The sequence below is a fragment of the Bhargavaea sp. GQ12 genome, from assembly GCF_059758705.1.
Genome location: NZ_JCAXEU010000027.1, coordinates 1 through 25595 on the forward strand (window position 1 = coordinate 1; position 25595 = coordinate 25595).

24 protein-coding genes, 1 tRNA gene, 1 other RNA gene and 1 other annotated feature are annotated in these 25595 nt (G+C 55.5%); of the genes, 5 read left to right on the forward strand and 21 right to left on the reverse strand.

From position 1 onward, the window contains the following. Positions 1-180: 180 nt before the first annotated feature. The 6 genes from AC6CHQ_RS15420 to ffs form a co-directional block, all read right to left on the reverse strand. On the reverse strand, positions 181-456 hold the full coding sequence (locus AC6CHQ_RS15420) for a pro-sigmaK processing inhibitor BofA family protein (protein WP_251240735.1): 276 nt from the start codon (positions 454-456) through the stop codon (positions 181-183). Between the two features lie 85 nt (positions 457-541). Then, a complete protein-coding gene (locus AC6CHQ_RS15425) occupies positions 542-763 on the reverse strand; it encodes a YaaL family protein (protein WP_251240622.1) in 222 nt (73 codons plus the stop codon). 27 nt (positions 764-790) lie between these two features. Further along, positions 791-1387, reverse strand: a complete 597-nt coding sequence (gene recR, locus AC6CHQ_RS15430; protein ID WP_092056143.1) for a recombination mediator RecR — start codon at positions 1385-1387, stop codon at positions 791-793. A gap of 41 nt (positions 1388-1428) precedes the next feature. Beyond that, on the reverse strand, positions 1429-1749 hold the full coding sequence (locus AC6CHQ_RS15435) for a YbaB/EbfC family nucleoid-associated protein (protein ID WP_092056147.1): 321 nt from the start codon (positions 1747-1749) through the stop codon (positions 1429-1431). Positions 1750-1779: 30 nt separating this feature from the next. After that, on the reverse strand, positions 1780-3558 hold the full coding sequence (gene dnaX, locus AC6CHQ_RS15440; RefSeq protein ID WP_498082011.1) for a DNA polymerase III subunit gamma/tau: 1779 nt from the start codon (positions 3556-3558) through the stop codon (positions 1780-1782). Between the two features lie 160 nt (positions 3559-3718). Then, positions 3719-3984: signal recognition particle sRNA large type (gene ffs / locus AC6CHQ_RS15445), an RNA gene on the reverse strand. A 99-nt stretch (positions 3985-4083) separates the two neighbouring features. Between ffs and AC6CHQ_RS15450 the strand changes: the two genes are divergently transcribed. After that, a tRNA-Ser gene (locus AC6CHQ_RS15450) sits at positions 4084-4176 on the forward strand. A gap of 150 nt (positions 4177-4326) precedes the next feature. Here the strand turns inward: AC6CHQ_RS15450 and AC6CHQ_RS15455 are convergent. From AC6CHQ_RS15455 to AC6CHQ_RS15465, 3 genes are all read right to left on the reverse strand, one after another. Beyond that, positions 4327-4980, reverse strand: a complete 654-nt coding sequence (locus AC6CHQ_RS15455; RefSeq protein ID WP_498082012.1) for an acetylglutamate kinase — start codon at positions 4978-4980, stop codon at positions 4327-4329. A 103-nt stretch (positions 4981-5083) separates the two neighbouring features. After that, positions 5084-5815 carry an HAD family hydrolase gene (locus tag AC6CHQ_RS15460; RefSeq protein ID WP_498082013.1) on the reverse strand — a complete coding sequence of 244 codons (732 nt, stop codon included), beginning with the start codon at positions 5813-5815 and terminating at the stop codon, positions 5084-5086. Next, entirely contained in the window at positions 5784-6998 is a 1215-nt protein-coding gene (locus AC6CHQ_RS15465) for a glycosyltransferase (protein ID WP_498082014.1), read from the reverse strand. The genes AC6CHQ_RS15460 and AC6CHQ_RS15465 overlap by 32 nt, the downstream gene beginning before the upstream one ends. 207 nt (positions 6999-7205) lie before the next feature. Here AC6CHQ_RS15465 and AC6CHQ_RS15470 point away from each other — a divergent pair, with 207 nt between their 5' ends. Beyond that, positions 7206-8429, forward strand: a complete 1224-nt coding sequence (locus tag AC6CHQ_RS15470; RefSeq protein ID WP_498082015.1) for a CDP-glycerol glycerophosphotransferase family protein — start codon at positions 7206-7208, stop codon at positions 8427-8429. Positions 8430-8472: 43 nt separating this feature from the next. Here AC6CHQ_RS15470 and AC6CHQ_RS15475 read toward each other — a convergent pair whose 3' ends face one another. The 3 genes from AC6CHQ_RS15475 to thrC form a co-directional block, all read right to left on the reverse strand. Continuing rightward, positions 8473-8838, reverse strand: coding sequence for a GNAT family N-acetyltransferase (locus AC6CHQ_RS15475; RefSeq protein WP_251240641.1), 366 nt, complete (start codon positions 8836-8838; stop codon positions 8473-8475). A gap of 129 nt (positions 8839-8967) precedes the next feature. Continuing rightward, the gene (thrB, locus tag AC6CHQ_RS15480) at positions 8968-9867 is read right to left on the reverse strand and encodes a homoserine kinase (RefSeq protein ID WP_498082016.1); all 900 of its coding nucleotides are present in this window, start codon (positions 9865-9867) and stop codon (positions 8968-8970) included. Then, positions 9867-10946, reverse strand: coding sequence for a threonine synthase (gene thrC, locus AC6CHQ_RS15485; RefSeq protein ID WP_498082017.1), 1080 nt, complete (start codon positions 10944-10946; stop codon positions 9867-9869). Before thrC ends, thrB begins: the two co-directional genes overlap by 1 nt. Before the next feature lie 162 nt (positions 10947-11108). Here thrC and AC6CHQ_RS15490 point away from each other — a divergent pair, with 162 nt between their 5' ends. After that, a complete protein-coding gene (locus tag AC6CHQ_RS15490) occupies positions 11109-12482 on the forward strand; it encodes an aspartate kinase (protein ID WP_424237991.1) in 1374 nt (457 codons plus the stop codon). A 61-nt stretch (positions 12483-12543) separates the two neighbouring features. On the opposite strand, the gene AC6CHQ_RS15495 is transcribed toward AC6CHQ_RS15490, so the two are convergent. From AC6CHQ_RS15495 to AC6CHQ_RS15505, 3 genes are all read right to left on the reverse strand, one after another. Further along, positions 12544-13212: a deoxynucleoside kinase gene (locus AC6CHQ_RS15495; RefSeq protein WP_251240630.1), complete on the reverse strand. Its 669-nt coding sequence runs from the start codon at positions 13210-13212 to the stop codon at positions 12544-12546. Continuing rightward, on the reverse strand, positions 13209-13841 hold the full coding sequence (locus AC6CHQ_RS15500) for a deoxynucleoside kinase (protein ID WP_251240631.1): 633 nt from the start codon (positions 13839-13841) through the stop codon (positions 13209-13211). Before AC6CHQ_RS15500 ends, AC6CHQ_RS15495 begins: the two co-directional genes overlap by 4 nt. 105 nt (positions 13842-13946) lie before the next feature. After that, a complete protein-coding gene (locus AC6CHQ_RS15505; RefSeq protein WP_251240632.1) occupies positions 13947-15086 on the reverse strand; it encodes a glycosyl hydrolase family 18 protein in 1140 nt (379 codons plus the stop codon). A gap of 96 nt (positions 15087-15182) precedes the next feature. Between AC6CHQ_RS15505 and tadA the strand changes: the two genes are divergently transcribed. Next, complete coding sequence (gene tadA / locus AC6CHQ_RS15510) at positions 15183-15725, forward strand: tRNA adenosine(34) deaminase TadA (protein ID WP_251240633.1); 543 nt, start codon at positions 15183-15185, stop codon at positions 15723-15725. Positions 15726-15896: 171 nt separating this feature from the next. Here tadA and serS read toward each other — a convergent pair whose 3' ends face one another. The 3 genes from serS to pdxS form a co-directional block, all read right to left on the reverse strand. After that, positions 15897-17177, reverse strand: a complete 1281-nt coding sequence (serS, locus tag AC6CHQ_RS15515; protein WP_251240634.1) for a serine--tRNA ligase — start codon at positions 17175-17177, stop codon at positions 15897-15899. A 76-nt stretch (positions 17178-17253) separates the two neighbouring features. Beyond that, positions 17254-17465 (reverse strand) — a binding site (T-box leader). Positions 17466-17516: 51 nt separating this feature from the next. Continuing rightward, positions 17517-19181 (reverse strand): M4 family metallopeptidase, encoded by a 1665-nt coding sequence (locus AC6CHQ_RS15520; protein ID WP_498082018.1) that lies wholly within the window; start codon positions 19179-19181, stop codon positions 17517-17519. Positions 19182-19456: 275 nt separating this feature from the next. Beyond that, positions 19457-20329, reverse strand: a complete 873-nt coding sequence (pdxS, locus tag AC6CHQ_RS15525; protein ID WP_498082023.1) for a pyridoxal 5'-phosphate synthase lyase subunit PdxS — start codon at positions 20327-20329, stop codon at positions 19457-19459. Positions 20330-20430: 101 nt separating this feature from the next. On the opposite strand from pdxS, the gene pdxR reads away from it, so the two are divergent. After that, the gene (pdxR, locus tag AC6CHQ_RS15530) at positions 20431-21849 is read left to right on the forward strand and encodes a MocR-like pyridoxine biosynthesis transcription factor PdxR (protein ID WP_498082019.1); all 1419 of its coding nucleotides are present in this window, start codon (positions 20431-20433) and stop codon (positions 21847-21849) included. A 36-nt stretch (positions 21850-21885) separates the two neighbouring features. On the opposite strand, the gene AC6CHQ_RS15535 is transcribed toward pdxR, so the two are convergent. The 3 genes from AC6CHQ_RS15535 to AC6CHQ_RS15545 all read right to left on the reverse strand — a co-directional run bounded on the left by AC6CHQ_RS15535 (position 21886) and on the right by AC6CHQ_RS15545 (position 25405). After that, the gene (locus tag AC6CHQ_RS15535) at positions 21886-23235 is read right to left on the reverse strand and encodes a serine hydrolase (protein WP_498082020.1); all 1350 of its coding nucleotides are present in this window, start codon (positions 23233-23235) and stop codon (positions 21886-21888) included. Positions 23236-23361: 126 nt separating this feature from the next. Next, on the reverse strand, positions 23362-24825 hold the full coding sequence (guaB, locus tag AC6CHQ_RS15540) for an IMP dehydrogenase (protein ID WP_498082021.1): 1464 nt from the start codon (positions 24823-24825) through the stop codon (positions 23362-23364). A 94-nt stretch (positions 24826-24919) separates the two neighbouring features. After that, positions 24920-25405 carry a glutathione peroxidase gene (locus AC6CHQ_RS15545; protein ID WP_498082022.1) on the reverse strand — a complete coding sequence of 162 codons (486 nt, stop codon included), beginning with the start codon at positions 25403-25405 and terminating at the stop codon, positions 24920-24922. Positions 25406-25595: the final 190 nt, after the last annotated feature.

Below are 25595 nucleotides of genomic sequence, written 5' to 3' on the forward strand. Positions count from 1 at the left end.
GTTGCTCGTCGCGGTGCATCTCTCTGCGACAGCTTAATTATAATATCATGCCCGTTTCAGGATGTCAACAAAAAGCGATTAACTTTTTATATCTTTTTCGCTCCTGAAAAAAGCAACTTCCCTACTATACGATCGTAAGGATAAAAAGTCAAGCGCCGATCTGCATTTCCGCTCTTCCTCCTATAAAAGGACGGAGAGCGCGCAGACCGACGCAACGCCGGGGATTCCCAGAATGGCGATCATGAGGCCGGACATCAGATTCACCGGCACAAAAAAACCGAGCAGCCCCAGGCCGACGTTCAGAAGGAACAGGACCAGGAAAGCGGCGGCCAGACGGAACCAGAAGACGGACAGTTTTTCCGCGGCTATATATAGAAGCCGCTTGTTGCGGACCAGGACGAGGAGGATGAACAATCCGGCCGCAATGCCGATGGCGAGTTTCAGGACCGATCCCATCCTTTTTCCGTTTTTTCACTCCGTGTCTACTGTATGCAGGGCAGCCTGCCGGTATACCAAAAAAGACGGCGGCCGGGGCCGTCCGTCATTGCTTAAGGGATATGTTACGCAATCTCGCCTCTTTATATAGGTAAAAGTGGCGGGCTTCAGCCATCAGCCGTTGTGTGCGGGCGATGCCCTCGTCATCGAAGCGAGCCGCCTGGCGCTCGATCTCCTTTGCCTGCAGCCATTCCTCATGGGTTTCTGCGAGGAGACGGATCAGACGTTCATCATACTCGCGCTTGAGTTTCTTCTTGCGGCCGAACATCCGGTGCCACTCCTTCTTTTCTGGATATCAGAGTTCCCTGCGGCCCTCAAGCGCCTTGGAAAGTGTGACTTCATCCGCGTACTCGAGGTCGCCGCCGACAGGAAGACCGTGGGCAATGCGCGTCGTGCGGATGCCGGACGGCTTGATGAGCCGGGAAATATACATGGCTGTCGCTTCCCCTTCGATCGTCGGGTTAGTCGCCAGGATCACTTCCTGGACCGTCTCATCCTGCAGGCGCTTCAGGAGGTCCGGGATATTAATGTCTTCCGGTCCGATACCGTCCATCGGTGAAATCGCACCGTGGAGTACATGATACAGGCCATTAAAGTCCCGCATCTTTTCCATGGCGATGACATCCTTTGGCTCCTGGACCACACAGACCATCGTCTTGTTGCGGGACTCGTCTTTGCAGATCCGGCACGGATCCGTGTCGGTTATGTGCCCGCACACCGAACAGAACGTGAGGTCACGCTTTGCATCGACGAGTGCCTTGGAAAATTCAAGCACTGTGTCTTCTTTCATGTCCAATACGTGGAATGCAAGCCGGGCGGCCGTTTTCGGCCCGATTCCCGGCAGCTTCATAAAGCTGTCGATCAGCTTGGAAATCGGTTCAGGATAATGCAATCTGGTTCCATCCTCCTCAAAAAATATAAGAGACGGAAATCTCAGAACATACCCGGGAGGTTGAGGCCCTTTGTGAACTGGCCCATTGTCGAGTTGGTCAGTTCGTCGGCCTGCTTCAGTGCATCGTTTGTCGCAATGACGATCAGGTCCTGAAGCATCTCTACATCTTCCGGATCTGCTACAGATGGATCAACTGTCACTTCAAGCACTTCCTTATGGCCGGAGACGATCACCTTGACCATGCCTCCGCCGGCTGTACCCTCGAGGCGCTTTTCGCCGAGTTCTTCCTGTGCCTCCGCCATTTGTTTCTGCATCTTCTGCATCTGTTTCATCATGCCTTGCATATTGCCCATGCCACGCATCTGTTTTCCTCCTCAATATTTAAGTAATGATCAATCATCATACACATTGACAGCTTCTTTGCCGAACAGTTTCTCGGCTTCGCCGACCAGCGGATCCTGCACAGGGGCGCCCGCCTCCTCCAGGAAGGACAGCGCTTCTTCCGCCGCGGCCTCGTCTGAACCGGATTCCTCTGCCCTGTCTTCACCGGCAGACGGTTTCTTGAGCCCGTTCTCACGGATGAATGTTTCACGGATCCGGAGCCAGTCCTCTTCGGGTACGAAAATGGGATCGTAGGCATTTCCGGCCCGGGCGGACAGCCCCTGCGAAAGTGAAGCCAAAAATTCCGGGTTGCCCGCAGCCATCCCGCAGTGGATCGCATATTTGAATTTTAACACAAACGCCTTTTCCGACGCTGCTACCGGTTCGGCATCATTCAATAATGCAGCCTGTGATTTCTGCATGTCATTGAGGATGGACGCCCAGTTGGACTTGATCGCCCTGATATCCTCTTTCGTGGCGTTTGCCAGAACGTCCCGGATACGCCCCTCCTGCACCTGATAGCCGTTTTTCGACTTTGGTGCCGGACGGCGCCGCTCCGGAGCAGAACCTTCTGCGGCAGCAGGGATGCCCTGCTGAAGACGGCGGGTCAGGTCAGCCACCGTCTGCTCCAGCCGGCTCACCTGCAGCTGCAGTTCCTCCATGCCTTCACCGGTCCCCGGAGAAGCTGGCGCCGCGGACGCGAGGTTTCCTTCTGCCTGGATCATACGGAGGAAAGCCGCCTCCAGATACACCTTTGCATGGTTTGAAAACCGCATTTCCTGCTGCGTTTCCGACAGGATGCCGATGAATGCATATAGACGCCCTTCAGGAAGTGCTTCCGATAGCGGCTTGAATGCGTCCGGTTCTGAGATGATCTCAAGCAAATCCGCCATACCCGGCGCCGCCTTCATGACAAGCAGATCGCGGAAGAATGTGATCAGATCCTCGGCGAGGCGGACGACATCCTTTCCTTCAGAAACAAGCCGCTCCAATAACGACAGCGCACCTGCAGCGTCCTTGCCTGAGAGCGCCTCCGCGATTTCGCGGAACAGTTCCTCGCCGATCGAGCCTGTGACCATAACCGCATCTTCAGCCGTGACGTCATCGCCGCCGAACGATACGGCCTGGTCTAGCATGCTGAGCGCATCGCGCATGCCGCCCGCAGCCGCCTGGGCGATGACTTTCAGAGCCGGCTCCTCATAGGAGATTCCGCTGTCTTCAAGCACCTGCTCCATCCGATCCTTCAGATCCGTTCGCGATAGCGGCTTGAAGTCGAAGCGCTGGCAGCGCGAAATGATTGTCGGCGGCAGTTTGTGCGGCTCGGTTGTCGCAAGAATAAAGACGACGTGCGACGGCGGCTCCTCAAGAGTCTTTAGCAGGGCGTTGAATGCACTGTTCGAGAGCATGTGCACCTCATCGATGATATACACTTTAAAACGTGAATGGGACGGCGCGAACCGCACCTTCTCGATGATCTCCCTGATCTCTTCCACCCGGGAATTGGAAGCGGCATCGAACTCAATGACGTCCGTGTCCGAACCGTCCGTAATTCCGCGGCAGGAATCGCATTCGTTGCAAGGCTCATCTGTCGGCGCCTGGACGCAGTTCAGTGCTTTCGCAAAAATCTTGGCGGCACTCGTCTTCCCGGTTCCCCTTGGCCCCGAAAACAGATAGGCGTGGGTCGTCTTGTCCTGGAGGAGGGCATTCTGCAGCGTCTGCCTGACGTGCTGTTGCCCGCTCATCTCTCCGAATGCCTGTGGCCTGTAGGCCCTGTAGAACGCCTGATACATGTGCTGCTCCCTCCTTCCGGACTCATTTTCAATACCTCAATTATACCATACGGCTGTTCCCCGCGCCCCTATCTTCTCCCGGCCGGGCAGGCCGTTTTTATGTATACAAAAAGCCCGTCCGGATCTGATCCGGACGGGCTGATTACATGTCTATTAAATGCCGTGCACCTTTCTTCGACCGATGCACACAAGCGTTACTCCTGTCGTTGGCTCGGTTTAGGCTGCCCCGCGGCACATGGGGTTACCCACTTAATGCTGCTTCCTTCCGGACCTGACATGGTTCATGGGGCCTCATTGCGCAGGACCCAAACGTCTACACTACGTGCAGAAGGCAGGCCTTGCATGACAACGGCCTCGGAAAGGGATTCAGTCCCGCTGGAGCGGATTGCGGGTTACAGGACACCGCTACCTTCCCACCTAGCACGGCGAGATTCATTATACGGCCTGGAAGAAAAAAAATCAACCTCAAGCTTTTGTCTCCGTTGACACCGGCATCCCTTCATGATAAATTAATTTCCGTGACATGGAGGAGTACCCAAGTCTGGCTGAAGGGGTCGGTCTTGAAAACCGAGAGGCGGGTAACACCGCGCGGGGGTTCGAATCCCTCCTCCTCCGCCATTTCACAAACACGCGCATAAAGTTGAGATAGAAAAAATACGTTGCTGATGCAACGATTTTTTCTCCCAATTCATGATTGAAAATTTAAAACAACCAAAACACCATTACATAAATTAATGAAGCCGCCGGCTGCCGATGCCGGCGGCTTTTTCATTTTTTCCTTCCCAACCAAAGACCGAACTGCCGGATAATCGCGTCAGAAATCATATCAGACATTTCAAGAGCGGCCGATTCGATCCGGTCATAAACTTCAACTTCCAGCTCAAAGTTTTCTATGATCATGCACACGGCCTCGAGCTTGGTCAGGGCAAGGTGTTCATAAAACATCGACTTCAATTCCCCCTTGCTGATATAGGGGTTCGCCCTGCTGAGAAACTCAACGACTTCATCTGCGTTCCGGTACCAGTCCCGCTCAATCTGTTCGGCTTTTTCAGTCTCGCCGGCCTTTGCCGCAATTACCAGATCGGCCGCGATGGTGAGGTGCTCCCTGATGAGGGCCGCATACCGCTCTCCGGCCTGCTCGCCGTAAAACGGCTTGATCGCGTTCCCCATATCCTCCGCATTCCGGAGCAGCCGGGTGACGGTGAATTCCGCGTCAGGCAAATCAAACACCAGGCTGATGATGGTCATCCGGGTCCAGGCAATATGCTGTTCCCAGAAAAGGCGCATATCGGCCTTTAGCCCGGCGGCTTCAGCGGCAACCAGGTTTCCCGTCCCGGCCATCGGCACGGGCACCATCGGAACAGCCATAAACCCCAAGGGCATGCCGCCCATACCGGGGCATCGGCAATGATACCTTTCCATGGATGATCCTCCCCAAACATTCAGACGGGCTATCTTATTCATATGGTGTCAGGACGGTTAACAAAAAAGAGCCCGCCACTCTCGGGCAAGCCTTCGATTACCTCTATAATTCCGCAATCTCTCCGTGGAAGTGCATCCAAGCCTCGAGTATCCCGCCCGCACAGGGACGGGTAGCCCGGAAAAGCGCATCATGGCCTTCCGCCTCCAAAAGTTCCGGCTGGGCATTCGAGACCATCACCGCCGGATATCCGAGCATGAGCATGTCCAGGTCATTGCCGGAATCACCTGCGACGAGGATACGGGCATCTTCGTCCGCATACTTGCCGATCACGTAGCGCAGCGCTTCTCCCTTTCCGCCGCCTTCAGGCAGAATGTCCACATCACGGCCCGAGCTGAAAATATACGTATGCGGAATGCCCCTCTCTGCAAGGGCCTTGCCGAGCTTTTCCGCCGGCCTTCCGCCTTCGGAAAAGAAAGAGACCCGCCTCGTGTCCGGAAGATCCTGCTGCCGGAGGCCGTGAATCTCCTCCGCAGTCCGACGAACGGCTTCCGGGTCCCAGCTTTCCGTCATCCGGCGCTTCCATCCCGGGTCTTCAGAAAGATCCGGCCCTGCAAAAACCGAGGTGCCGACATCGGTGATGAGGATATCGGGAACCGGCAGCCCCTCCTCACGGATCAGTCCGATCGCCGAAGCCCGGTGGCGGCCCGTCACATAGGCAAGAGCGACACGCTCGGGAAGAGAATCATAATGGTCAAGCAGTTCTCGGAGCCCTGCCGCATCTCCGACAAACGTGCCGTCCAGGTCAGTCGCCAGCAAATACCGGATCTTCTGCACGGTACAACACCTCGTATATGTCATGGATATCAGCCGCAATCGCCTGCCAGTTAAATGCTTTTCTCGCACGTTTCAACGCCTGCCTGCCGAGACGGTCTGCAAATTCAGGATTTGCTGCGATCCGCCTCATGCCCCGTGCCAATTCGGCCGGGTTTTTTGCAGAGACGAGAAGACCGGTCCGTCCGTCCTGCACGACGTCCTGCAGCCCGCCTACCTCAGAGGCGATAACCGAAGTTCCGCAGGCCTGCGCCTCCGCAGCCACCATGCCGAACGATTCGTAGTAGGACGGAACAATAACGGCTGTCGCGCGGCAGAACAGATCGGCAAGTCCATGTTGGCTGAGCGGACCCAGGAAAGTCACCCGGTCCTCCATCCCCGCAACCGCCGTCCGGAGACGCGCCTTTAGCGGGAGTCCGCTGCGGGGATGAATGTCTTCCGCTGCACCTCCGGCTAAAATGAGCCTTGCATCCCTGCCGTGACGCAGGAATATGCGGAATGCGCGCAGGAGTGTCAGGATCCCTTTTGTCTGCTCGAAACGCCCTGCATAGACGAAAAGGGGCGATTCACCTTTTGCTGCTGAAAACGGCCGCTCAAATGAACGGTCCACTCCGATTGAGACGACTGACACACTCGAACGTATACCCGCAAAGTCCAGAATCATCTCTTTTTCAGTCGGGGTCGTTGCGATCACACGGTCTGCCCGTCCCAGGATTTCTTTTTCCGCTCTGAGCCTTGCCTCTTCCACCTGGCCGGTCGCCTTTGCCTTGGCAATACCGAGCGAGTGGGAAGTGTGGACAATACGGGTGCCGTATTCATCACGGATCATGAGGCCGAGCAGGCCGGAAAGCCAATAGTGGGTATGGATAATGTCATAGGTATCCAGGTCCATGATGGATTTCATCTCTTTATAGAAGGCGGGGAGAAGATCCAGCATATCGGATTTCGGCACGAACTCCTTGCGGCCGGCCGCAATCCGGATCACCCGGCACGAGCCGCCGCCGAACCGCTCGACCTGCGGTGTGTCCGGGTCGCTCCAATGTGTGGCGACATCAACGCGCAGACCCCGTTCGGCCAGGGCTTCCGCCAGCTGGCGGACATAGTTGTTCTGGCCTCCCGACTGCTTTCCTCCAAGTTTCGCCAGAGGATCTCCATGGTCTGAAATAAACAATATTTTTTTAGTCATAATCAGATGGACAACCCCTTTCTACTAATCTCCCCTCTGAAAAACGCAGAGTAGTATATAGGTATACCCTACTTTACTGATAACTAAACAAATTCTGGCATATTCCGCCTAAAATCGGGTAATGTTAAGGGAGTGTTAATAGAAAAAGAGAGAATCGGGTAATGTTAAGGTAATGTTAAGGAAGAATAGAAAGAAAGGCGGGATGTAATGGGGCTGAAACAAGATAAATGGTACCGCCCGGCTGAAGTCGGAGCGAAGGTGGCAGCCGCCCGCGCGCTTGCCGCCGTCCTTTCCCGTCCGAAACGGGATATCGTCCTGGTCGGAGGGAACCTGGGCGAAAAATATGAAGATAATGCATCGGTCTTCCACGACTATCTGATCCGCGAACGCCCGGATCTGGATGTGTACTGGATGTATGACCCATCCACAGATTACGTCCGAAAGGAGCAGATTCCGAATGCCGTCCCCCTCGGAAGCTTCCAAAACTATCTGCTGTTTTTCCGGGCAGCGTATACTTTCCATGGACATTCCCTTCTGTATGACATCGCACCCGGAATCGACCGGTATATCCATCTGAACAAAAAAACCGTGATGACCCACATCAGCCACGGCATCGAAGGCTTCAAGAAAATCCTGATTCTGCCGGAAGACAAACCGCTTCTCCGCCGGACGGATTATTTTAACTGTGCATCCCCGTACGAGAAGCGCATCAAGCAGAACGGCTGGGGCGCCCCCGAGGAAAAACTGATCACGACCGGAATGGCGCGGTTTGACCGGCTGGAGCCGGACAGCCCCGCACCGGAGGTAAAAGACATCCTGGTCATGATGACCTGGCGCGAGTGGCTGTTCGGCCTGTCCGAGGAGGCGTTTATGGAAAGTGACTACTTCCGGAGGACGACCGGGCTCCTGAATGATCCGGCTTTCCTGGGGCTCGTACGTGACAGGGAATTGAACGTAAAAGTAGCGCTCCACCCCTTCATGAAGCGGTTTGAACGGTTTTTCCGGCAACTCCCGGGACAGGAGCGAATCCGCTTTTATTCCTTTGATGAGATTTCAATCAAGGAAGAGGTCGTCCGGGCGGACATGCTACTGACCGATTACACGAGTGTTTCCTGGGACTTCCTTTACCAGAACAAGCCGATCATCTTTTATATGTTCGACCAGGAAGAAATGGAGCAGCACCGCGGGACCTATCTGGATTTGGACGGTGAGCTGTACGGCTATAAAGCGAAAAGCCTGAGAGATGTGACAGCACTCCTGGGCCGCATCACGGCAGGAGATAACACGAATCCGTTTTACAAAAAGGCCGGCGAGTACTTCCAATACTTTGATGATGACAATTGCCGGAGGCTCGCAGACCGGGTGATCGGGCCGGCGCGTTCCACCGAAAAATTAAAGTTCCGCATAGGAACCCTTCCCGCAGAGCCCTAAAAGGAGCAGGCCTGTCACAGGCCTGCTCCTTTCTCATTTCAATTTAGTTTCCCGACTGACGGTCATAATTCCTGAGGATCATGCCGTTTGTCCGGTACATGCCGAACCGCTCATAAAATGGAACGACGTCGTCATCGCAGCAGACGTCAATCATGTAGAGGTGATCCAGTTCACTGATCATCCTGCGGACCAGCTGTTGTCCGATGCCTTTCCCCTGATAGCCGGGGAGCACTTCCAATAAGGGGATATAAGCCGACAGGACGCCGTCACTCACTGCGGTGATGAAGCCTGCAACCTTTCCCGCTTCCCTGTCGACCGCGATCACCCGGTGACTGCTTCCCTGAAGCAGCCGGAGATGGGCCTCTTCCGACGGTGGATTTGGCCACCCGACGAAAAATCCTTCAAGCATGCCGGTTGTGATTCCACTTGTGTCTGTCCTATATTCCAATTTCAATCTGATCCGCTCCTTTTTCTTTTAATTGGATAAAAGAGCGGATGATCAAAAGTAAAGCAGCATTTCCGGTTCCTCCGATCAAGCTTATACTGCGATGGCGGCAGCACCGGCTGATGATGCCCGAACCGCCATCGGACGGTAGGCAGGGAATTCCCCTGCAAGCCGCTCCGCAAGCCGCTCTTCCGTCCCGGCTTCCGCCAGGACAAACACCGACGGCCCCGCGCCGCTCACGGCCGTGCCGAACGCGCCGGCTTCGCGGGCAAAACGGCGGATCCTTTCAAAGTCAGGGAACAGCTGGGTCCGGTACGGCTCGTGGAACACATCCCGCTCCATCATCCGGCCGGCAAGTTGCCAGTCCCCGGTTGCAATCGCTGCTGCCATCACGCCATTCGCCGCACTGCCGCATACCGCATCTGCATGACCCAGGCTTTCCGGAAGCAGTCCGCGCGACTCCTCTGTCGCAAGCGGACGGGCAGGAACGAGGACGACGCCCCCGATATCAGGCTGCGGGATATGAACCGTCTCCACTTGTCCGTCCAGGTAATGGGAAAATACCGCTCCGCCCATGATCGCTGCGACGACATTGTCGGCGTGGCCCTCGATGCCGCTGCCGATCCGGACTTTCTCCTCGACAGTGAGCCCGAGTCCGTACAGATGGTCAGCCGCCTCGATACCCGCCGCAACCGCGGTGGCACTGCTGCCGAGCCCCTTGCCCAGCGGGATGTCCGAATGGACGGTGAGCCGGCACGGCTCTGCCTCCGCTCCGCTCAGTCGTGCGGTTTCCTGCATCGTTTTTACGATCAGGTTCTCTTCCCCGCCTGAAAGTCCGGCGTATTCTTCCCCTTCATAGACCACTTCCCAAAGGGCTGCCCTTTCGGCGTCCACTTCCATATAGAGGGTGAGCGCCATTGCCGCACAGTCAAATCCGGGCCCCAGGTTTGCCGTCGTGGCCGGCACCCGGATGGCGAGCGTCGGCCGGCCCATCAGCGGACCTCCGCCTTGATGCCGCTGATGAATGTCTCGAATTCTTCCTGGGTGATCGGCTTACTGTCCTGATTGGCCAGGATGGCAGTGTCGGGATCCTTCAGCCCGTTGCCGGTCAGGACGCCAACAACCGTCGCCCCCCGCTTCAGGCCTCCGGACTCCAGCTGCTTCTTGATGCCGGCGATCGTCGCGCATGATGCCGGTTCGGCAAACACCCCTTCGCGGGATGCGATCAGTTTGTAAGCTTCAAGGATCTCCTCGTCCGTCACGGCGAGGATATTTCCATTGGATTCAGCAAGCGCTGCTTCAGCAAGCTGCCAGCTTGCCGGGTTTCCAATGCGGATGGCGGTCGCAATCGTTTCCGGCTGCTCCACCGGCGCACCGTTCACGATCGGGGATGCACCGGCCGCCTGGACACCAAGCAGCTGAGGGCGGTCCGTTCCCCGCTTTTCCGCATATTCCTTGAACCCTTTCCATGCGGCCGAGATGTTGCCCGCGTTCCCGACCGGAAGCGCGAATACGTCCGGCACTTTCCCAAGCTGCTCGATCGCCTCGAATGCGATTGTCTTCTGTCCTTCCAGGCGATACGGGTTAACCGAGTTCACGACCGCGATGTCGTCCCCGCCCGTCTCCCGGACCATCCGGAGCGCCTCATCAAAGTTTCCTTCAATTTCAAGGATTTCAGCTCCGTACATCTTTGCCTGCGCCAGCTTCCCGAGAGCAATCTTGCCTTCCGGAATGACAACTACCGTGCGCATGCCGGCACGTGCGCCGTATGCCGCGGCCGACGCGGACGTATTGCCCGTGGATGCACAGATCAGCGCCGACTTGCCCTCTTCTTTTGCCTTCGCGACGGCCATGACCATTCCGCGGTCTTTGAACGAACCCGTCGGATTGGCACCCTCAGTCTTTACATACAGGTCGATGTCCCACTCACGGGACAGATTGTCCAGCCGGATAAGCGGCGTATTTCCTTCCTGCAAGGTGAGGGAAGGCGTGTCCTCCGTAACCGGCAGCCACTCCCGGTATTCTTCGATCAGGCCTTTCCAACGTTTCGCAGTTGTGTTGTTTGTTTCCATGTTGACGCCACCTCCGGATAAATGTACGCTATAAAAAAACATATGTTCATTGCATAAGGACATTATAGTCGGGTAGGTTGACAGAAACAACCCCTCCGTACTATATTTTAAAACAATTCATTCTGTTATGAAATGAAATTCAAAGAGATGGGATCTGATGAGATGAAAGTGTGTAAATTTGGTGGTACTTCGGTCGCGTCGGCGGAACAGATCATGAAGGTTGCCGGCATCATCTCATCCGACCGCACCCGACGGATCGTTGTCGTTTCGGCTCCCGGGAAGCGGTATCCGGAAGACCGCAAAGTCACTGATATGCTGATCCGCCTCGCGGACGCTGCCCTTGACAATAAAGACACGGATCTTCTTCTTTCCGAAGTGGTCGGACGGTTCCGGCTGATTGCGGAAGGGCTCGGTATCGGCGCTGAATTCGCATCCACCGTCGAGCAAGATCTCCGCGGACGGCTTGAAGCCGACCGGCCGCACGCAGGACGCTTCATGGACCTGATGAAAGCCGCCGGCGAGGACAACAACGCCCGGCTGATCGCGGCCTATCTGAACCAGATCGGCATCGAGGCGGTCTACAAGTCCCCGAAGGAAGCGGGCCTCATCGTCGAAGGGCCTGCCGGTGACGGCATGGCCGCCCCTGAATCCTACGAACGCCTGTCCGAACTCAAGAATGATCATCGTGTCATCGTCTTTCCCGGCTTTTTCGGCTATACAAAAGACGGTGTCCTATGCACATTCGGCCGCGGCGGCTCCGACATCACAGGTGCGATCCTGGCTGCTGCAACCGGCGCCGACATGTATGAGAACTTCACCGACGTGGACGGTGTTTTCGCAGCCAATCCGACCGTCGTTGAAAACCCGGCACTGATCGGGAAAATGACATACCGGGAAATGCGGGAGCTTGCATACAACGGCTTCACCGTGCTTCATGACGAATCGCTCATGCCGGCATTTACCCACTCTGTCCCCGTCAACATCAAAAACACCAATAACCCTGCTGCCCCGGGCACACTGATCGTGAAAGAACGTGACTGCAAGACCCAGCCGGTTATCGGCATTGCGGCGGACAGCGGCTTCAGCACGCTATATGTCGACAAGTACCTGATGAACCGCGAGATGGGCTTTGGACGCCGCCTGCTCGGCATTCTTGAAGATGAGCAGATTTCCTTTGAGCATACCCCGACAGGGATCGACAACATGTCCGTCATCATCCGGAACAAGTTCCTTACCCCGGATAAGGAAGAACGCATCCTGCGCCGCTGCTTTGACGAGCTGAAGGTTGATGATGCCCACATCAGCTCCGACTACTCGATGATCGTGCTCGTCGGTGAGACGATGCGCTATTCAAAGGGGCTCGCGGCCCGTGCCGCAATGGCGCTTGCCGGATCAGGCACGAACATCGAGATGATCAACCAAGGGTCATCAGAAGTTTCCATCGTGTTTGGCGTGAAAAAAGAAGACGAAGAAAAGGCGCTGCGTGCGGTATACGACGAGTTCTTCGTCCCCGCCCATGCCCATACCTTTCGATAAGAAAAGCAGAAAGCACCGCCCATCCGGATAATTCCGGAATGGGCGGTGCTTTTTTGTCATTTTATTTTTCCAGCAGATTGGCCTGCTTCATGAAGAATGCCATGCGCTCCACGATGTCCTCGGTTGCGTCGGGATCCTTCAGAAGGTCGTAGTCCTTGATGTCAAGGCGCAGCACCGGGCAGGCACTGAACGAGTCGATCCAGCGGGTATAGCGCTCGTACATCTCTTCCCAATACGCAATTGGAGTCGCCTGCTCCATCGGCCGTCCGCGCTCTTTGATCCGCTCGAGGATATGGTCAAACGATCCTTCCAGATAGATCAGCAGGTCAGGGTGCGGGAAGTACGGCGTCATCACCATCGCTTCAAACAGCTCGGTGTAGGTGCCGTAGTCGACAGGGTCCATCGTCCCCTTCTCGTAATGCATGCGGGCGAAGATGCCGGTGTCCTCATAGATCGACCGGTCCTGGACGAAGCCGCCGCCGTATTCGAACATGCGCTTCTGTTCCTTAAAACGCTCAGCGAGGAAATATACCTGTAGATGGAAAGCCCATTTCTCGAAGTCATTATAGAAGCGTTCAAGATAAGGATTGGAATCCACTTTCTCGTAAGAGGTGCGGAAATTCAGCGCATCGGCAAGCGAACGGGTCATCGTCGACTTCCCGACGCCGACAGTCCCGGCCACCGTGATGACGGCATGCTTCGGGATGTTGTATTTTTCTCTGAGGTTCATTCTGTTACTTCCTTTCCGATCACCTGGTCAATCTGTTCCAGTATGTACTTCCGGTCTTCTGCATTATGGACAAAATCGTACCGGTCCCCGCTAAAACGCAACACCGGAATCTCAGGGTGCGCCGCCTCAAACCGGTCGATGAAAACTTCATAGTCTGCCGATAGCTGCTTCATGTATTCCGGGTCCATGTTTTTTTCGAATTCCCTGCCGCGCATGGCGATGCGCTCCATCAGGGTATCCAGTCCCGCATGGAGGTAGACGATGATATTCGGCATCGGCATATCGGCCGTCAGGATGCTGTAGATCTGTTCGTACTTGGTGTACTCCTCATCCTTCAGTGTCCTTCCCGAAAAGATAAGGTTCTTGAAAATATGATAATCCGCGACGACGGGCCGGCTGTCTTCCAGCACTTTTTTAATGTCGCCGAGCTGTTTATACCGGTTGCACAAGAAGAACATCTCTGTCTGGAAACTCCATTCGTCGATGTCTTCGTAGAATTTATTGAGGAACGGATTTTCATCCACGATTTCCTTCAGCAGCCGGAATCGGTGCGCTTCCGCGATTTCGCTGGCGAGCGACGTCTTGCCGACACCGATCGGCCCTTCGACCGCGATAAACGGAACATGCATCCGGATTCCCTCCCTTTCATAAGTTGACACTTCATTTTATCACAGGCGGCGTTGTCGGCATACGAAAAAAACCGGGTCCATCTCCGGTAGAAGATGGATGCCGGCTCACAACTGTTTCACGTGGAACATTTCGTCGAGCAGACGCCAATTTTGCGGAAACGGGAATGACAGGTGCCAATAGGAGATGCCCATCAGGCCCAATTCCTTGATCAGGTCGAATTTCGCCTTGATGGAGCGGGCATCCTCGAACCAGACCACATGCTCTCTTCCGTCCTTCCAGTAGTTGAAAAACGGCGCCTGTGACGTCTCGTCATACTGGATGGCTGCATTGCGTTCCCGGGCGCGGGCAATGGCTGCCTGTGGGCTCAGGCCCTGCGCCGGAGGGTTTCCCGGTTCGAACGGCAGTGTCCAGTCGTATCCGTACAGGTTCTGGCCCATAAGGATCTTGCTTGGCTGGATGACGCTTATCGCAAACTCGAGCACATCCCGGACAGGTCCGATCGGCGACACAGCCATCGGCGGACCTCCGCTATAGCCCCATTCATAGGTCATCACGACGACAAAATCCGCGACGCCGCCAATTGCTCCGTAGTCATGCCCCTCATACCAGACACCCGGCTGGTCGGCGCTCGTCTTGGGTGCAAGCGCGACCGACAGCGTGAGTCCCGGGTCGAGCCGTCCCTTTAGTTTCCTGAGAAAAGCGGTGTACGCATCCCGGTTTTCCCTTCCCAAAAACTCAAAATCCATATGGACATCTTTCGCGCCCTTTTCACGGGCAAGCGTGTTGATCTCACCGATCAGCCGCTCCTGTGCGGCTTCGCTCGCAAAGATCGCTTCAGCGATTTCCCGGCTGAATGCGCCTTCCTCCAGGTTCATGACGACAATCGCCGTCTCGGCCCCCGCTGCCTCCGCCGCTTCTTCGATCCCGCCCCAGTCAAACAGGACAAGCGAACCGTCACGCCGCACTTCGTAGCCCGCCGGCATGACATAGGTCAGGAGCCCTTCCCTTTTCCGGATTTCATCGATAAGTGAGGCAGGCGGTGTTGCAGTGTACCACTCCGCATATCCATTTACAGTGATCTCCGGCCGGTCCTCTGGCGGCGTCTGGGGGATGACCAGCGCCTGCCCGACAACGAGGACGTCGGGATCCGGCAGTTCGTTTGCCGAGGCGATGTCCGCCGCCGGCACTCCGTATTGCCGGGCAATCGTATACAGGCTATCCCCCTGTCTGACAACATGAATCATCTGTTTCCCTCCTTGGGCAGTCCGGTCCATCATATGCCGGGAACCGGAAAAGCGTGATACACTAGGGAGAAATCCATTTATTCAGGAGGTTCCGGGATGGACAGGAACGAACCGTTAACAAATAACGCCCCGACTGAACAGGACCGGCAGTTCATGGAGATGGCCATCCTCGAGGCTGAAAAGGCTGAAGCGATCGGCGAAGTCCCGATCGGTGCCGTCATCGTCCTGGACGGCGAAGTCATCGCTGCCGCCCATAACCTGCGCGAACAGGACCAGGAAGCGACGGCACACGCCGAACTTGCAGCCATCACCGAGGCATGCCGAAAAACCGGCAGTTGGCGCCTGGAAGACACTACCCTCTATGTCACCCTTGAGCCTTGCCCGATGTGCGCGGGAGCCATCCTGCAGTCACGTATACCGAGAGTCGTGTACGGTGCGCGCGATCCGAAGGCAGGCTGCGTCGACTCGCTTTACCGACTTCTCGACGACCCCCGATTCAATCATCGGTGTGAAGTCACCGAAGGCGTGCTCGGCGAAGAATGCGGTGCCCTTCTCACAAACTTTTTCCGAAGCATCCGCGAACGGCGGAAAGCAGAGAAGCTGGCCCGCCGGGAACGTGAGATGGAGCAGGGAGAGTAATGATGGAAATGGAGCAGGCGGGGACGTTCTGACCCTTCAGCCCAAAATCAGCTTCCCTGCTGCTCGATCAGCCTAACATTAGCTTCAATCATGCCTGATATTAGACGTTTCTTAAAGCAGGAACGGGAAAAAAGCCGCACAGCCTTTGGACAGGCTGTGCGGCTTCTAAGTTTAATTAGCTTCGATTTTCTCTTTGCCGCCCATGTAAGGACGGAGTGCTTCAGGGATAATCACCGAACCGTCTTCCTGCTGGCAGTTCTCGAGGATGGCGGCGACGGTGCGGCCGATGGCAAGCCCGCTGCCGTTTAGCGTATGGACAAATTCAGGCTTCGCACCCTGTTCCCGGCGGAAGCGGATATTCGCGCGGCGGGCCTGGAAGTCCTCGAAGTTCGAGCACGACGAGATTTCCCGGTAGACACCCTGTGTCGGGATCCAAACTTCAATATCATACTTTTTCGCAGCGGTGAAACCGAGGTCGGCAGTGCACATCTTAAGGACGCGGTACGGCAGTCCAAGAAGCTGCAGCACCTTCTCCGCATGACCTGTCAGTTTCTCAAGTGTCTCATACGAGTCTTCAGGCTTGGCGAAGTGGACGAGCTCAACCTTGTTGAACTGGTGCATCCTGATGAGTCCGCGGGTGTCGCGGCCGGCAGATCCCGCTTCCGAACGGAAGCACGCGCTGTACGCGGCATAGGCATGCGGCATGTCGGCTCCGCTCAGGATCTCGTCGCGATGGAAGTTTGTCACCGGAACTTCCGCCGTCGGAATCAGGAAGTAATCCTCCTCTTCGATGAGGAACGCATCCTCTTCGAACTTCGGCAGCTGACCGGTGCCGGTCAGGCTTGCCCGGTTGACCATGTATGGCGTCAGCATCTCCTCATATCCATGCTCTTCCGTATGGAGATCCAGCATGAACGCGGCAAGCGCACGCTCAAGCTTGGCTCCGGCGCCTTTATAAAAGACAAACCGGCTGCCCGTCGTCTTCGCGGCACGTTCAAAATCCAGGATGCCGAGATCGGTTCCGACTTCCCAGTGCGGCTTCGCTTCAAAGCCGAATTCCGGCAGTTCGCCCCACTTGCGCACTTCGACGTTGTCGTCCTCGCTCTCGCCAACAGGTACGCTATCGTGCGGAATGTTCGGCACGCGCATCATGATGTAGTTCAGGTCCTCTTCGACGGTGTTCAGTTCTGCATCCAGTTCCTTGATGCGGTCGCCGAGCTCTCGTGTCTTCCTGATTGCCTCATCGGCGTTTTCCTTATTGCGCTTCATCTCGGCGATTTTCTGGGACGATTCGTTCCGCTCCGCCTTGAGCTCCTCGACCTGCGTGATCAGCTCGCGCCGGCGGGTATCGAGTTCTCCAAAGCGTTCGAAATCAGCCAGGTCCTCCCCGCGTTTTGACAGTTTCTCTTTGACTTCTTCATAATGTGCCCTTACATACTTGATATCCAGCATGTTGCCGCCTCCTATTCATTGGTTTTCCGGCGATGAGGGGGTTCCGTGTGCATACAAAAAAGCCCCCGTCCCCTAAAAAAGGGACGAGAGCCACCCGCGTTGCCACCCTGATTGGCCGCAGATCGCGGCCCGCTCAATGGAATAACGGTCCATGCGCCGGCCGGGCCTACTGCTTGGTTCAGCCCGGCTGCTCAGGGACGGATTCACGGACGCCCCTGCCGGCTCGCACCACCCGCCGGCTCTCTGAAAAAGGCGTTTCCCGCTACTGCTTCCCCTCATCGTCTCAAGTGTGAAATTATCCTCACTGTACTATAAACGGGGGGAATTGGCAAGCGGGACTCAGTAGACGCCGACCGCGCTGAACGCCTGCTTCACGGAAGCGACTTCTGCGCTGGACGCACCGTACAGGTCGGTTGCCGCGCGTACTGCCGAGGCGCGGAAATGGCTGTAGTTCGACGTCGGAGTCAGGTATTGCGTGAGCGTGCGGTACATGACCTTTCCGACCTTGTCATTGCCGATTCCGTTGACCTTCACGCCGTAATGGGTGCCGCCGTTGGCGAGGAGATAGGCCATCTTGTTGCCGATGCCGGAGTTGATGTGCACGCCTCCGTTGTCCTGCGTGCCCGTGTAGCGCTTGGAGTAGTGGTCCGGGTCTCCGGCAAGTGTCGGATCAGCCATTGAACGGAGCGCGTCACCCGGTGTGCCTGGCGTGTAAATGTCCTCGCCCATCAGCCAGTCCGGGTTGTTGTTGAAGTGGTACTCAGTGAGCGTGCCGAAAATATCCGACATCGACTCGTTGATCGCACCCGACTCGTTCTGGTAGATCAGGTCCGCGGAAAAGTCGGTGACCGCATGCGTCAGTTCGTGGGCGACCACGTCGAGCGAGCCTGAGAATGCCCGGAAATTGTATCCGTCCCCGTCGCCGTAGACCATCTGGGAACCTGTCCATCCTGCGTTGTTGTAGCTGCGTCCGTAGTGCACGGTCGATACAAGTTCCGCACCCGCATTGTCATAGCTGTTCCGGTTATGGACATTGCGGAAATAGTCGTATGTCCAAGCGGCGTACGTATGGGCATCGACCGCTGCCCGGTCATAGGAAGTATTAAAGCGGTTGTCCGCATCCAGCCATAGGGATCCCGGGATGCGTGTCTGGTTCCGTCCGTCATACGTGTAGATGCCGTTCCCTCGCGTCCCGTCAAACAGATAGTAGCCGTCGGCCGTGCTGAACGTCTTGAACGTTTTGGAGTCCCCGAGGACACCTGTTCCGGAGCCGGTCACGACCGTGCCGCTGATGGCATCTGTGCCGCCTTTGTTCTTGCCTCCTTTTGCCTCATGCATTTCGTTCAGGCTCTCGATGATTTCCCCTGTCTTGGCATCGACAAATACGAGGAAGTTCCCCGGAGCCGGGTCGAGCACTTCAAACCGCATCTGGTAGGCATAGCGCGCCTCCCCGTCCAACGCATGGATGACAAGTTCAGGACGCTCTTCGTTCTCGAACTTGTCCACCTTGTCGCCAAGCTTTTTCTCGACCGCTTCCTTGCCGATTCCGTAGGCATCCGCCTTCGTGACCTTATTCTGGCCGGCAAGTGACGACTTCTTCTCCAGGTTTGGCACTGCCGTTCCGGAGACAGCGGTCAACACGCCGTTTTTGTCCACATGTGCGGTCAGCACAGAGCCGAAGACCGATGTTCCCATATGCTTTTGCTGAAGACGAACATGGGTGTAGCCCAGTTCATCCTTTTCTTCGGAAAGGACTTCAAATGTGGAGGCTGCCTCCCCGCTGTACCGGAACAGGTCCTTTTCCTTCTTCAGGTAATCAAGGACAATGGAAGCCGCCGGCTTGGCGGACGGCTTCGTCAGTTCTCCCGAAACAAGATGCGGAACGTTCAGAGCCTCATTTTTCGAAACCGATACGCCCTGTCCGTCTGCCGACGCCGGCCCTGCGGCGAGCGACAGCGCCATGATGGCTGCCGCTCCGATCCCTGCAAGCTTTCGTTTGTTCATTTCCTCTTCACTCCCTGATCAATGATGTCTCCGTATGTACGGTAGGACTTCATCATAGATGGAGTTCAGAATCATTTGAATAGGCTGTTAAAACTCTTTTTCCACTTATATCCGGCGTTCTTTTGTTTTCATAATAAATGGTAATTCATTAAGGATAAATTCACCCAAAGTCTTCCAGAAATTATTTGAATAAAAGAGACTCTCATATGAAGAGGGTGATATTCCCTATAGAAAAACACAGCCGGATAAAATCTTCTCCGGCCGTGCCTTAATACTCAGATGCCTCGCTCGCTCATCCGCTCACCAGCCGCAAGCGCACCGATTTCGAGCCCTTTCATAGGTGTTCCGATTCCCTTGGACAGTTCGCCGATAAGCGCATAGTCCTTATAGTTTTGTGTTGCCTGTACAATAGCCTCCGCGAACTTCTCAGGATTGTCCGATTTGAAGATGCCGGAGCCGACAAAGACGCCGTCCGCGCCGAGTTCCATCATGAGCGCAGCATCCGCGGGCGTCGCCACACCGCCTGCTGCATAATTCGTGACCGGCAGCCGCTTTGTCTCGCGGATCGCGAGCAGCACATCGTAAGGTGCTCCGAGGTCGCGGGCTTCTGTCATGAGTTCATCATCATTCATGTGGACGATGCGGTTGACCTGGGCATTCACCTTCCTGAGGTGGCGGACCGCTTCGACGATGTTTCCGGTGCCCGGCTCACCTTTTGTCCGGAGCATCCGGGCCCCTTCACCGAGTCGCCGCGCGGCTTCACCGAGATTGCGTGCACCGCACACGAACGGCACGCCGAAGTTGCTTTTCAGCAGGTGGAACTCCTCGTCCGCCGGTGTCAGCACTTCACTCTCATCGATATAATCGACCCCAAGTGCTTCCAGCACGCGCGCCTCCGAGATATGGCCGATTCTTGCTTTTGCCATGACCGGAATGGACACTGCATTTTTGACTTCCTCGATGATGCGCGGGTCCGCCATCCGGGCGACACCGCCCGCAGCACGGATATCTGAAGGTACTCGCTCAAGCGCCATGACCGCGACCGCGCCTGCGGCTTCCGCCACTTTTGCCTGTTCTGCATTAATGACGTCCATAATGACGCCGCCGTATTGGAATTGCATGAATGATCGTCTCCCCTTTTTTGCTATGTTCTGACTTCATATTCGATTATAATGAAATGTGACCATATTGAAATGACCAGTTCAAGACAAAATGGCAAGGTCAGATTTACAGAAGGGATGGAATATCGATGCTTATTGTCCCGATTAGAAGAGATGGCGGCGGCCCGATCTATGCCCAGATCTATGAAGGCATCCGCCGTATGATCCTGGAAAATTCCCTTCCGGTCGGCTCGAAGCTGCCCTCAAAACGGAAGTTCGCCGAACACCTCGGCGTCAGCAACACAACAGTTGAACTGGCTTATGAGCAGCTTTTGGCGGAAGGTTATATTACTTCAAAGCCGAGAAGCGGGTTTTACGTGCAGGATATCGGCGAACTTGCCTACGCCCAGCCGGCCGATAATCAGAAAGAAGCTCCTCCCCTCCTGCCCGAGAAAAAAAAGTACCGCCATGATTTTTCCCCGGGACGCATCGACACCGGGGCATTCCCGTTTGACGAGTGGAGGCGCCAGGCCAAGAATATAATTGACCGGGCATCGGCAGATTTCCTGCTTCTCGGCCACCCGCATGGCGATCCGGAGTTGCGCCGGGAGATCGCGACGTACCTGAACCATTCCCGCGGTGTCCGCTGCACGCCCGAGCAGATTGTCATCGGGTCGGGAACCGAGCAGCTTATGCCGCTCGTTATCCGACTTCTCGGACCGTTTACCGTGTATGCCGTCGAAAACCCCGGCTACCCCCTTACGCACCATCTGTTCCGTCAGAATGACCGGATGACCGTTCCCATCTCCGTGGACGGGCAGGGGATAGACGTCGGTGTCCTGGAGGAATCGGGCGCTGATGCCGTCTACGTCACACCCGCCCACCAGTTCCCTACAGGCGCGGTGCTTTCAGCCAACCGCAGGAACCGTTTGTTGAATTGGGCGGCGGAAAAGCCCGGACGCATCATTATTGAAGATGATTATGACAGTGAGTTCCGCTACGGGGGAATCCCGGTGCCCGCGCTTCAGGGAATGGACCGCCATGGGCGCGTCCTTTATCTCAGTACGTTTTCAAAATCACTCATGCCATCCCTGCGAATCGCTTATATGGTTTTGCCTGAGCCCCTTCTGGAACGATACAGCGAATTGTTCGCCCATTATTCGTCGACTGTCCCCCGGCTGGAGCAGCAGATGCTTGCGGGCTTCATGGCAGACGGCTCGTTCTCACGCCACCTGAACCGGATGCGTAAGGTTTACCGGCGCAAGTACATAGCGCTTACGGCGGCGCTGGGGCCATATGCGGGCTTTGTGAGTCATGAGGAGAGCCAGGCGGGCATGCATCTCAGGCTCACTGTAAGGACCTCCTGGAGCGCCGAAGAGCTTGTCCGGCGGGCTGCGGATGCCGGCATCCATGTCCAGTCGGCGTCAGCCTACTCCATCGTCAGGACGGAGCGTGAATATCTTCCCGAAATTGTTCTCGGCTTCGGCAGTATTCCCGAAAACGATATTCCGGGGGCAATTTCCCTTCTGATGGATGCATGGGGCATCAAAAAAGACGGAACGGCCTAATTCAGCCGTTCCGTCTTTATTTTCGTATCAAAAGGATCAGAACAGACCCTTCACCCATCCTGTGGACTTGTCCCAGATGCCGGCGAAAAAGTCGCCGATCGCCTGGAGTGTCAGTGAGAACCAGCCTGCTTTTTCGACGGCTTCCTTTGTCACAACATCGAAAGAGGCAGGAGTCCCGTCCACATTGCCGTAAACTGGCTGCCCATCGGCATGGACGATGTTGGCCTTCCCGACAGAAGTGCCTTCTTTGACCGGCGCCTCAAGCTCGCCGGCCTTCATCTTGGATTCATCTGCAACGAATTCCGCAGTGTACTTGTCCTGGTCGGCGGATTTCACAAGCATCGTGACCGGCTCCGTGAGGCCGATCTTCACTTCTTTTTCCTCGCCCTTATTCACAGGAAGCGCTTCGTTTCCTTTGAACGCATGATCTGCAGGCAGGATTTCAGCTTTCATGAACTGATTGAAACCATAATCGAACAGCGAACGTGCCGCATCGAAACGCGCCTTATAGGAACCGTTTCCTTTTTCGTCGACCGCTTTTAATACAACTGCGATCAGGCGAGTGTCACCCCGCTTCGCCGTTCCTGTGAAGGAGTGGCCCGCCAGGTCGGTCGTCCCTGTCTTCAGGCCATCCACGCCCTCATATTCATACACGAAGCCCGGGAGCATGAAGTTCCAGTTATCCATCTGGATGGCATCTGATGTACCTTCGCGGAACACTTTTTTCGGTACGCTGGTCGCTTCCAGAACTTCCGGATAGTCTTTCAGCAAATGGTAGGCCAGGAGCGCCACCGATTTGGCCGGCATCACGTTTTCGTCATTCTCGCCTGTGCCTTGCGGGTGCATGCCCTGCAGGTACGAGTTGTTCAGACCGGTCGAGTTGACGAATTTGTAGTCTTTCAGGCCAAGTTCCTGTGCCTTTTCGTCCATCAGCTTGATGAACTTCGTTTCCGAACCGGCAAGGGTTTCCGCGATGCCGATGGTCGCCGCGTTCGCCGAATAGATGGCGAGCGCCTCATACAGCTCACGGATCGTATACTTCTCGCCGTTGCGCAGCGGAACGTTGCTCAGCCGGCGGTCCTGTGACACGGCATAGGCATAATCCGATACCGTATATTCCTGCTCCCAGGTGATCCGTCCTTCCTCGATCGCCTCAAACAGCAGGTATTCGGTCATCATCTTGGACATGCTGGCAATGCCAAGTGTGGCATCCTCGTTTTTCCCGTATAGGATCTGCCCGGTATCCGCATCAATCAGGATGGCGGCATCCACACGGAGGCCAAGGTCTTCTTCCGCGGACACCGCGCCGGGTGCCGCGAATATGGTCATCATAAGAACCGGTACGATCATGAGGATCGCAAGGATTCTCTTAAGCTTGTGATTCAATGTGGTCCCTCCGAAATACTTATTTCAACCGCTTTATTTTAACATAGAACGGGCATCACCGCTTGCTGCTCAACGAAAAAAATGCCTTTCCGCCCAACTCGGGGGCGAAAAGGCATATGAATTGCATTACATGGAATAGTTGGGTGCTTCTTTGGTGATCTGAACATCGTGCGGATGGCTTTCGCGCAGGCCGGCACCCGTCATGCGGATAAACTGCGCCTCTTCACGAAGGGCCTGAAGATCCTTTGCACCGGCATACCCCATGCCCGCCCGGATTCCTCCGATAAGCTGGTGGATGGTGTCGGAAAGAGGTCCCTTGTATGGAAGGCGGCCTTCGATGCCTTCCGGTACAAGCTTTTTCGCATCTTCCTGGAAGTAACGATCCTTCGAGCCGTGTTCCATCGCCCCGACGGAGCCCATGCCGCGGTATACCTTGAAGCGGCGGCCCTGGAAGATTTCCGTTTCGCCCGGGCTTTCGGTTGTTCCGGCAAGAAGGCTGCCCAGCATGACAACGTGTCCGCCGGCTGCCAGTGCCTTGACGATGTCTCCGGAATACTTGATGCCTCCATCCGCGATGATCGACTTGCCGTGTTTGCGCGCTTCTGTCGCGCAGTCATAGACTGCCGTGATCTGAGGAACACCGACTCCCGCTACAACACGTGTCGTGCAGATCGAACCCGGTCCGATGCCGACTTTAACAACGTCCGCGCCGGCCTCGAAAAGTGCACGGGCACCTTCTGCCGTCGCCACGTTTCCTGCTACGATGTCCAGTTCCGGATAGGCTTCACGGATCTGCTTGACCGTGTCGATGACACCTTTAGAGTGACCGTGTGCCGTGTCGATGACGATGACGTCTACCTCAGCCTTGACCAGCTGCTCAAGACGCAGCATCGTATCCGAAGTCACTCCGATTGCGGCACCGACGAGCAGTCGGCCCTGGGTGTCTTTCGCCGCTTTCGGGAACTCGATCACCTTTTCGATATCCTTGATGGTGATCAGGCCTTTCAGGATGCCTTCTCCATCAACAATCGGAAGCTTTTCGATCTTATACTTCTGAAGAATCTTTTCCGCTTCTCCGAGTGTCGTTCCGACCGGTGCTGTCACCAGGTCATCCTTTGTCATGAAGTCCTTGATTTCACCGGAATAGTCTTCGATAAACCGCATGTCACGGTTCGTGATGATGCCGACGAGCTTGAGTTCTTCCTCGTTATTTACGATCGGCACACCGGAAATCCGGTATTTGCCCATAAGATGCTCGGCGTCAAAAACCTGATGCTCGGGTGTCAGATAAAACGGGTTCGTGATGACGCCGTTTTCGGAGCGCTTGACCTGTTCCACCTGCTCCGCCTGTTCTTCGATGCTCATGTTTTTGTGGACGATGCCGATTCCGCCCTGACGCGCCATGGAGATCGCCATCTTGGCTTCGGTCACCGTGTCCATGCCGGCGCTGATAATCGGGAGGTTGAGCCTGATCTTGTCAGTGAGCTGAACAGAAAGATCCACTTCTTTTGGCAATACTTCCGATGCAGCCGGAACCAGCAGCACATCGTCAAACGTCAGGCCTTCCTTGGCAAACTTGGTCTCCCACATATCGTTTTACGCCCCCATATCGCTGAATATTATTGTTAGGTTATCAACGTGAAATTGGGCTGTCAAGAAACAAGTTGAAGTAAAATTATTCCCATTATTCGCTTAGTTGATCCTCGATGTCGCCTTTGATTTTCTCGGGCTTCGTCTGCGGCGAGTATCTGTCAAGCGGGCGACCGTCCTTGCCGATAAGGAATTTCGTAAAATTCCACTTCACGTCTCCGCCGAGAAGTCCCTTCGTTTCAGTGGTCAGATACTTGAATAACGGATCCGCATTGTTACCTCTCACATCAACCTTTGCATACATCGGGAACGAGACACCATAATTCCTTCTGCAGAATTCCATCGTTTCATCAATGTCATTGAATTCTTGGTTCATGAACTGATCGCTTGGGAAGCCGAGAACCGTAAAGCCTTTATTTTGATACTCTTGGTAAAGTGCCTGGAGGCCGTCAAACTGGTTCGCGAAACCGCATTTGCTGGCTGTATTCACAATTAGGACAACCTGTCCCTCATAGTCAGAGAGTGCCTGTTTGGTGCCATCTGTCTTTTCTACTTCAAAGTCATAGATTGTTGCTGCCATTTCTGCCACTCCTCTCATTTGAGTTAAACTTACCGCGGCGGCGCTTGTATGGCAAAAGATATGAATCCATGAGGAGAGGGTTATTGTCATTTAAGTGAAGAAATCATGATTTGCGATTTCCGACTATGACTCTCTTAAATTAAGAGAAAGCAGAAAGCAATTACCTCTAGGAGGGCTCGTCGGATGGCAG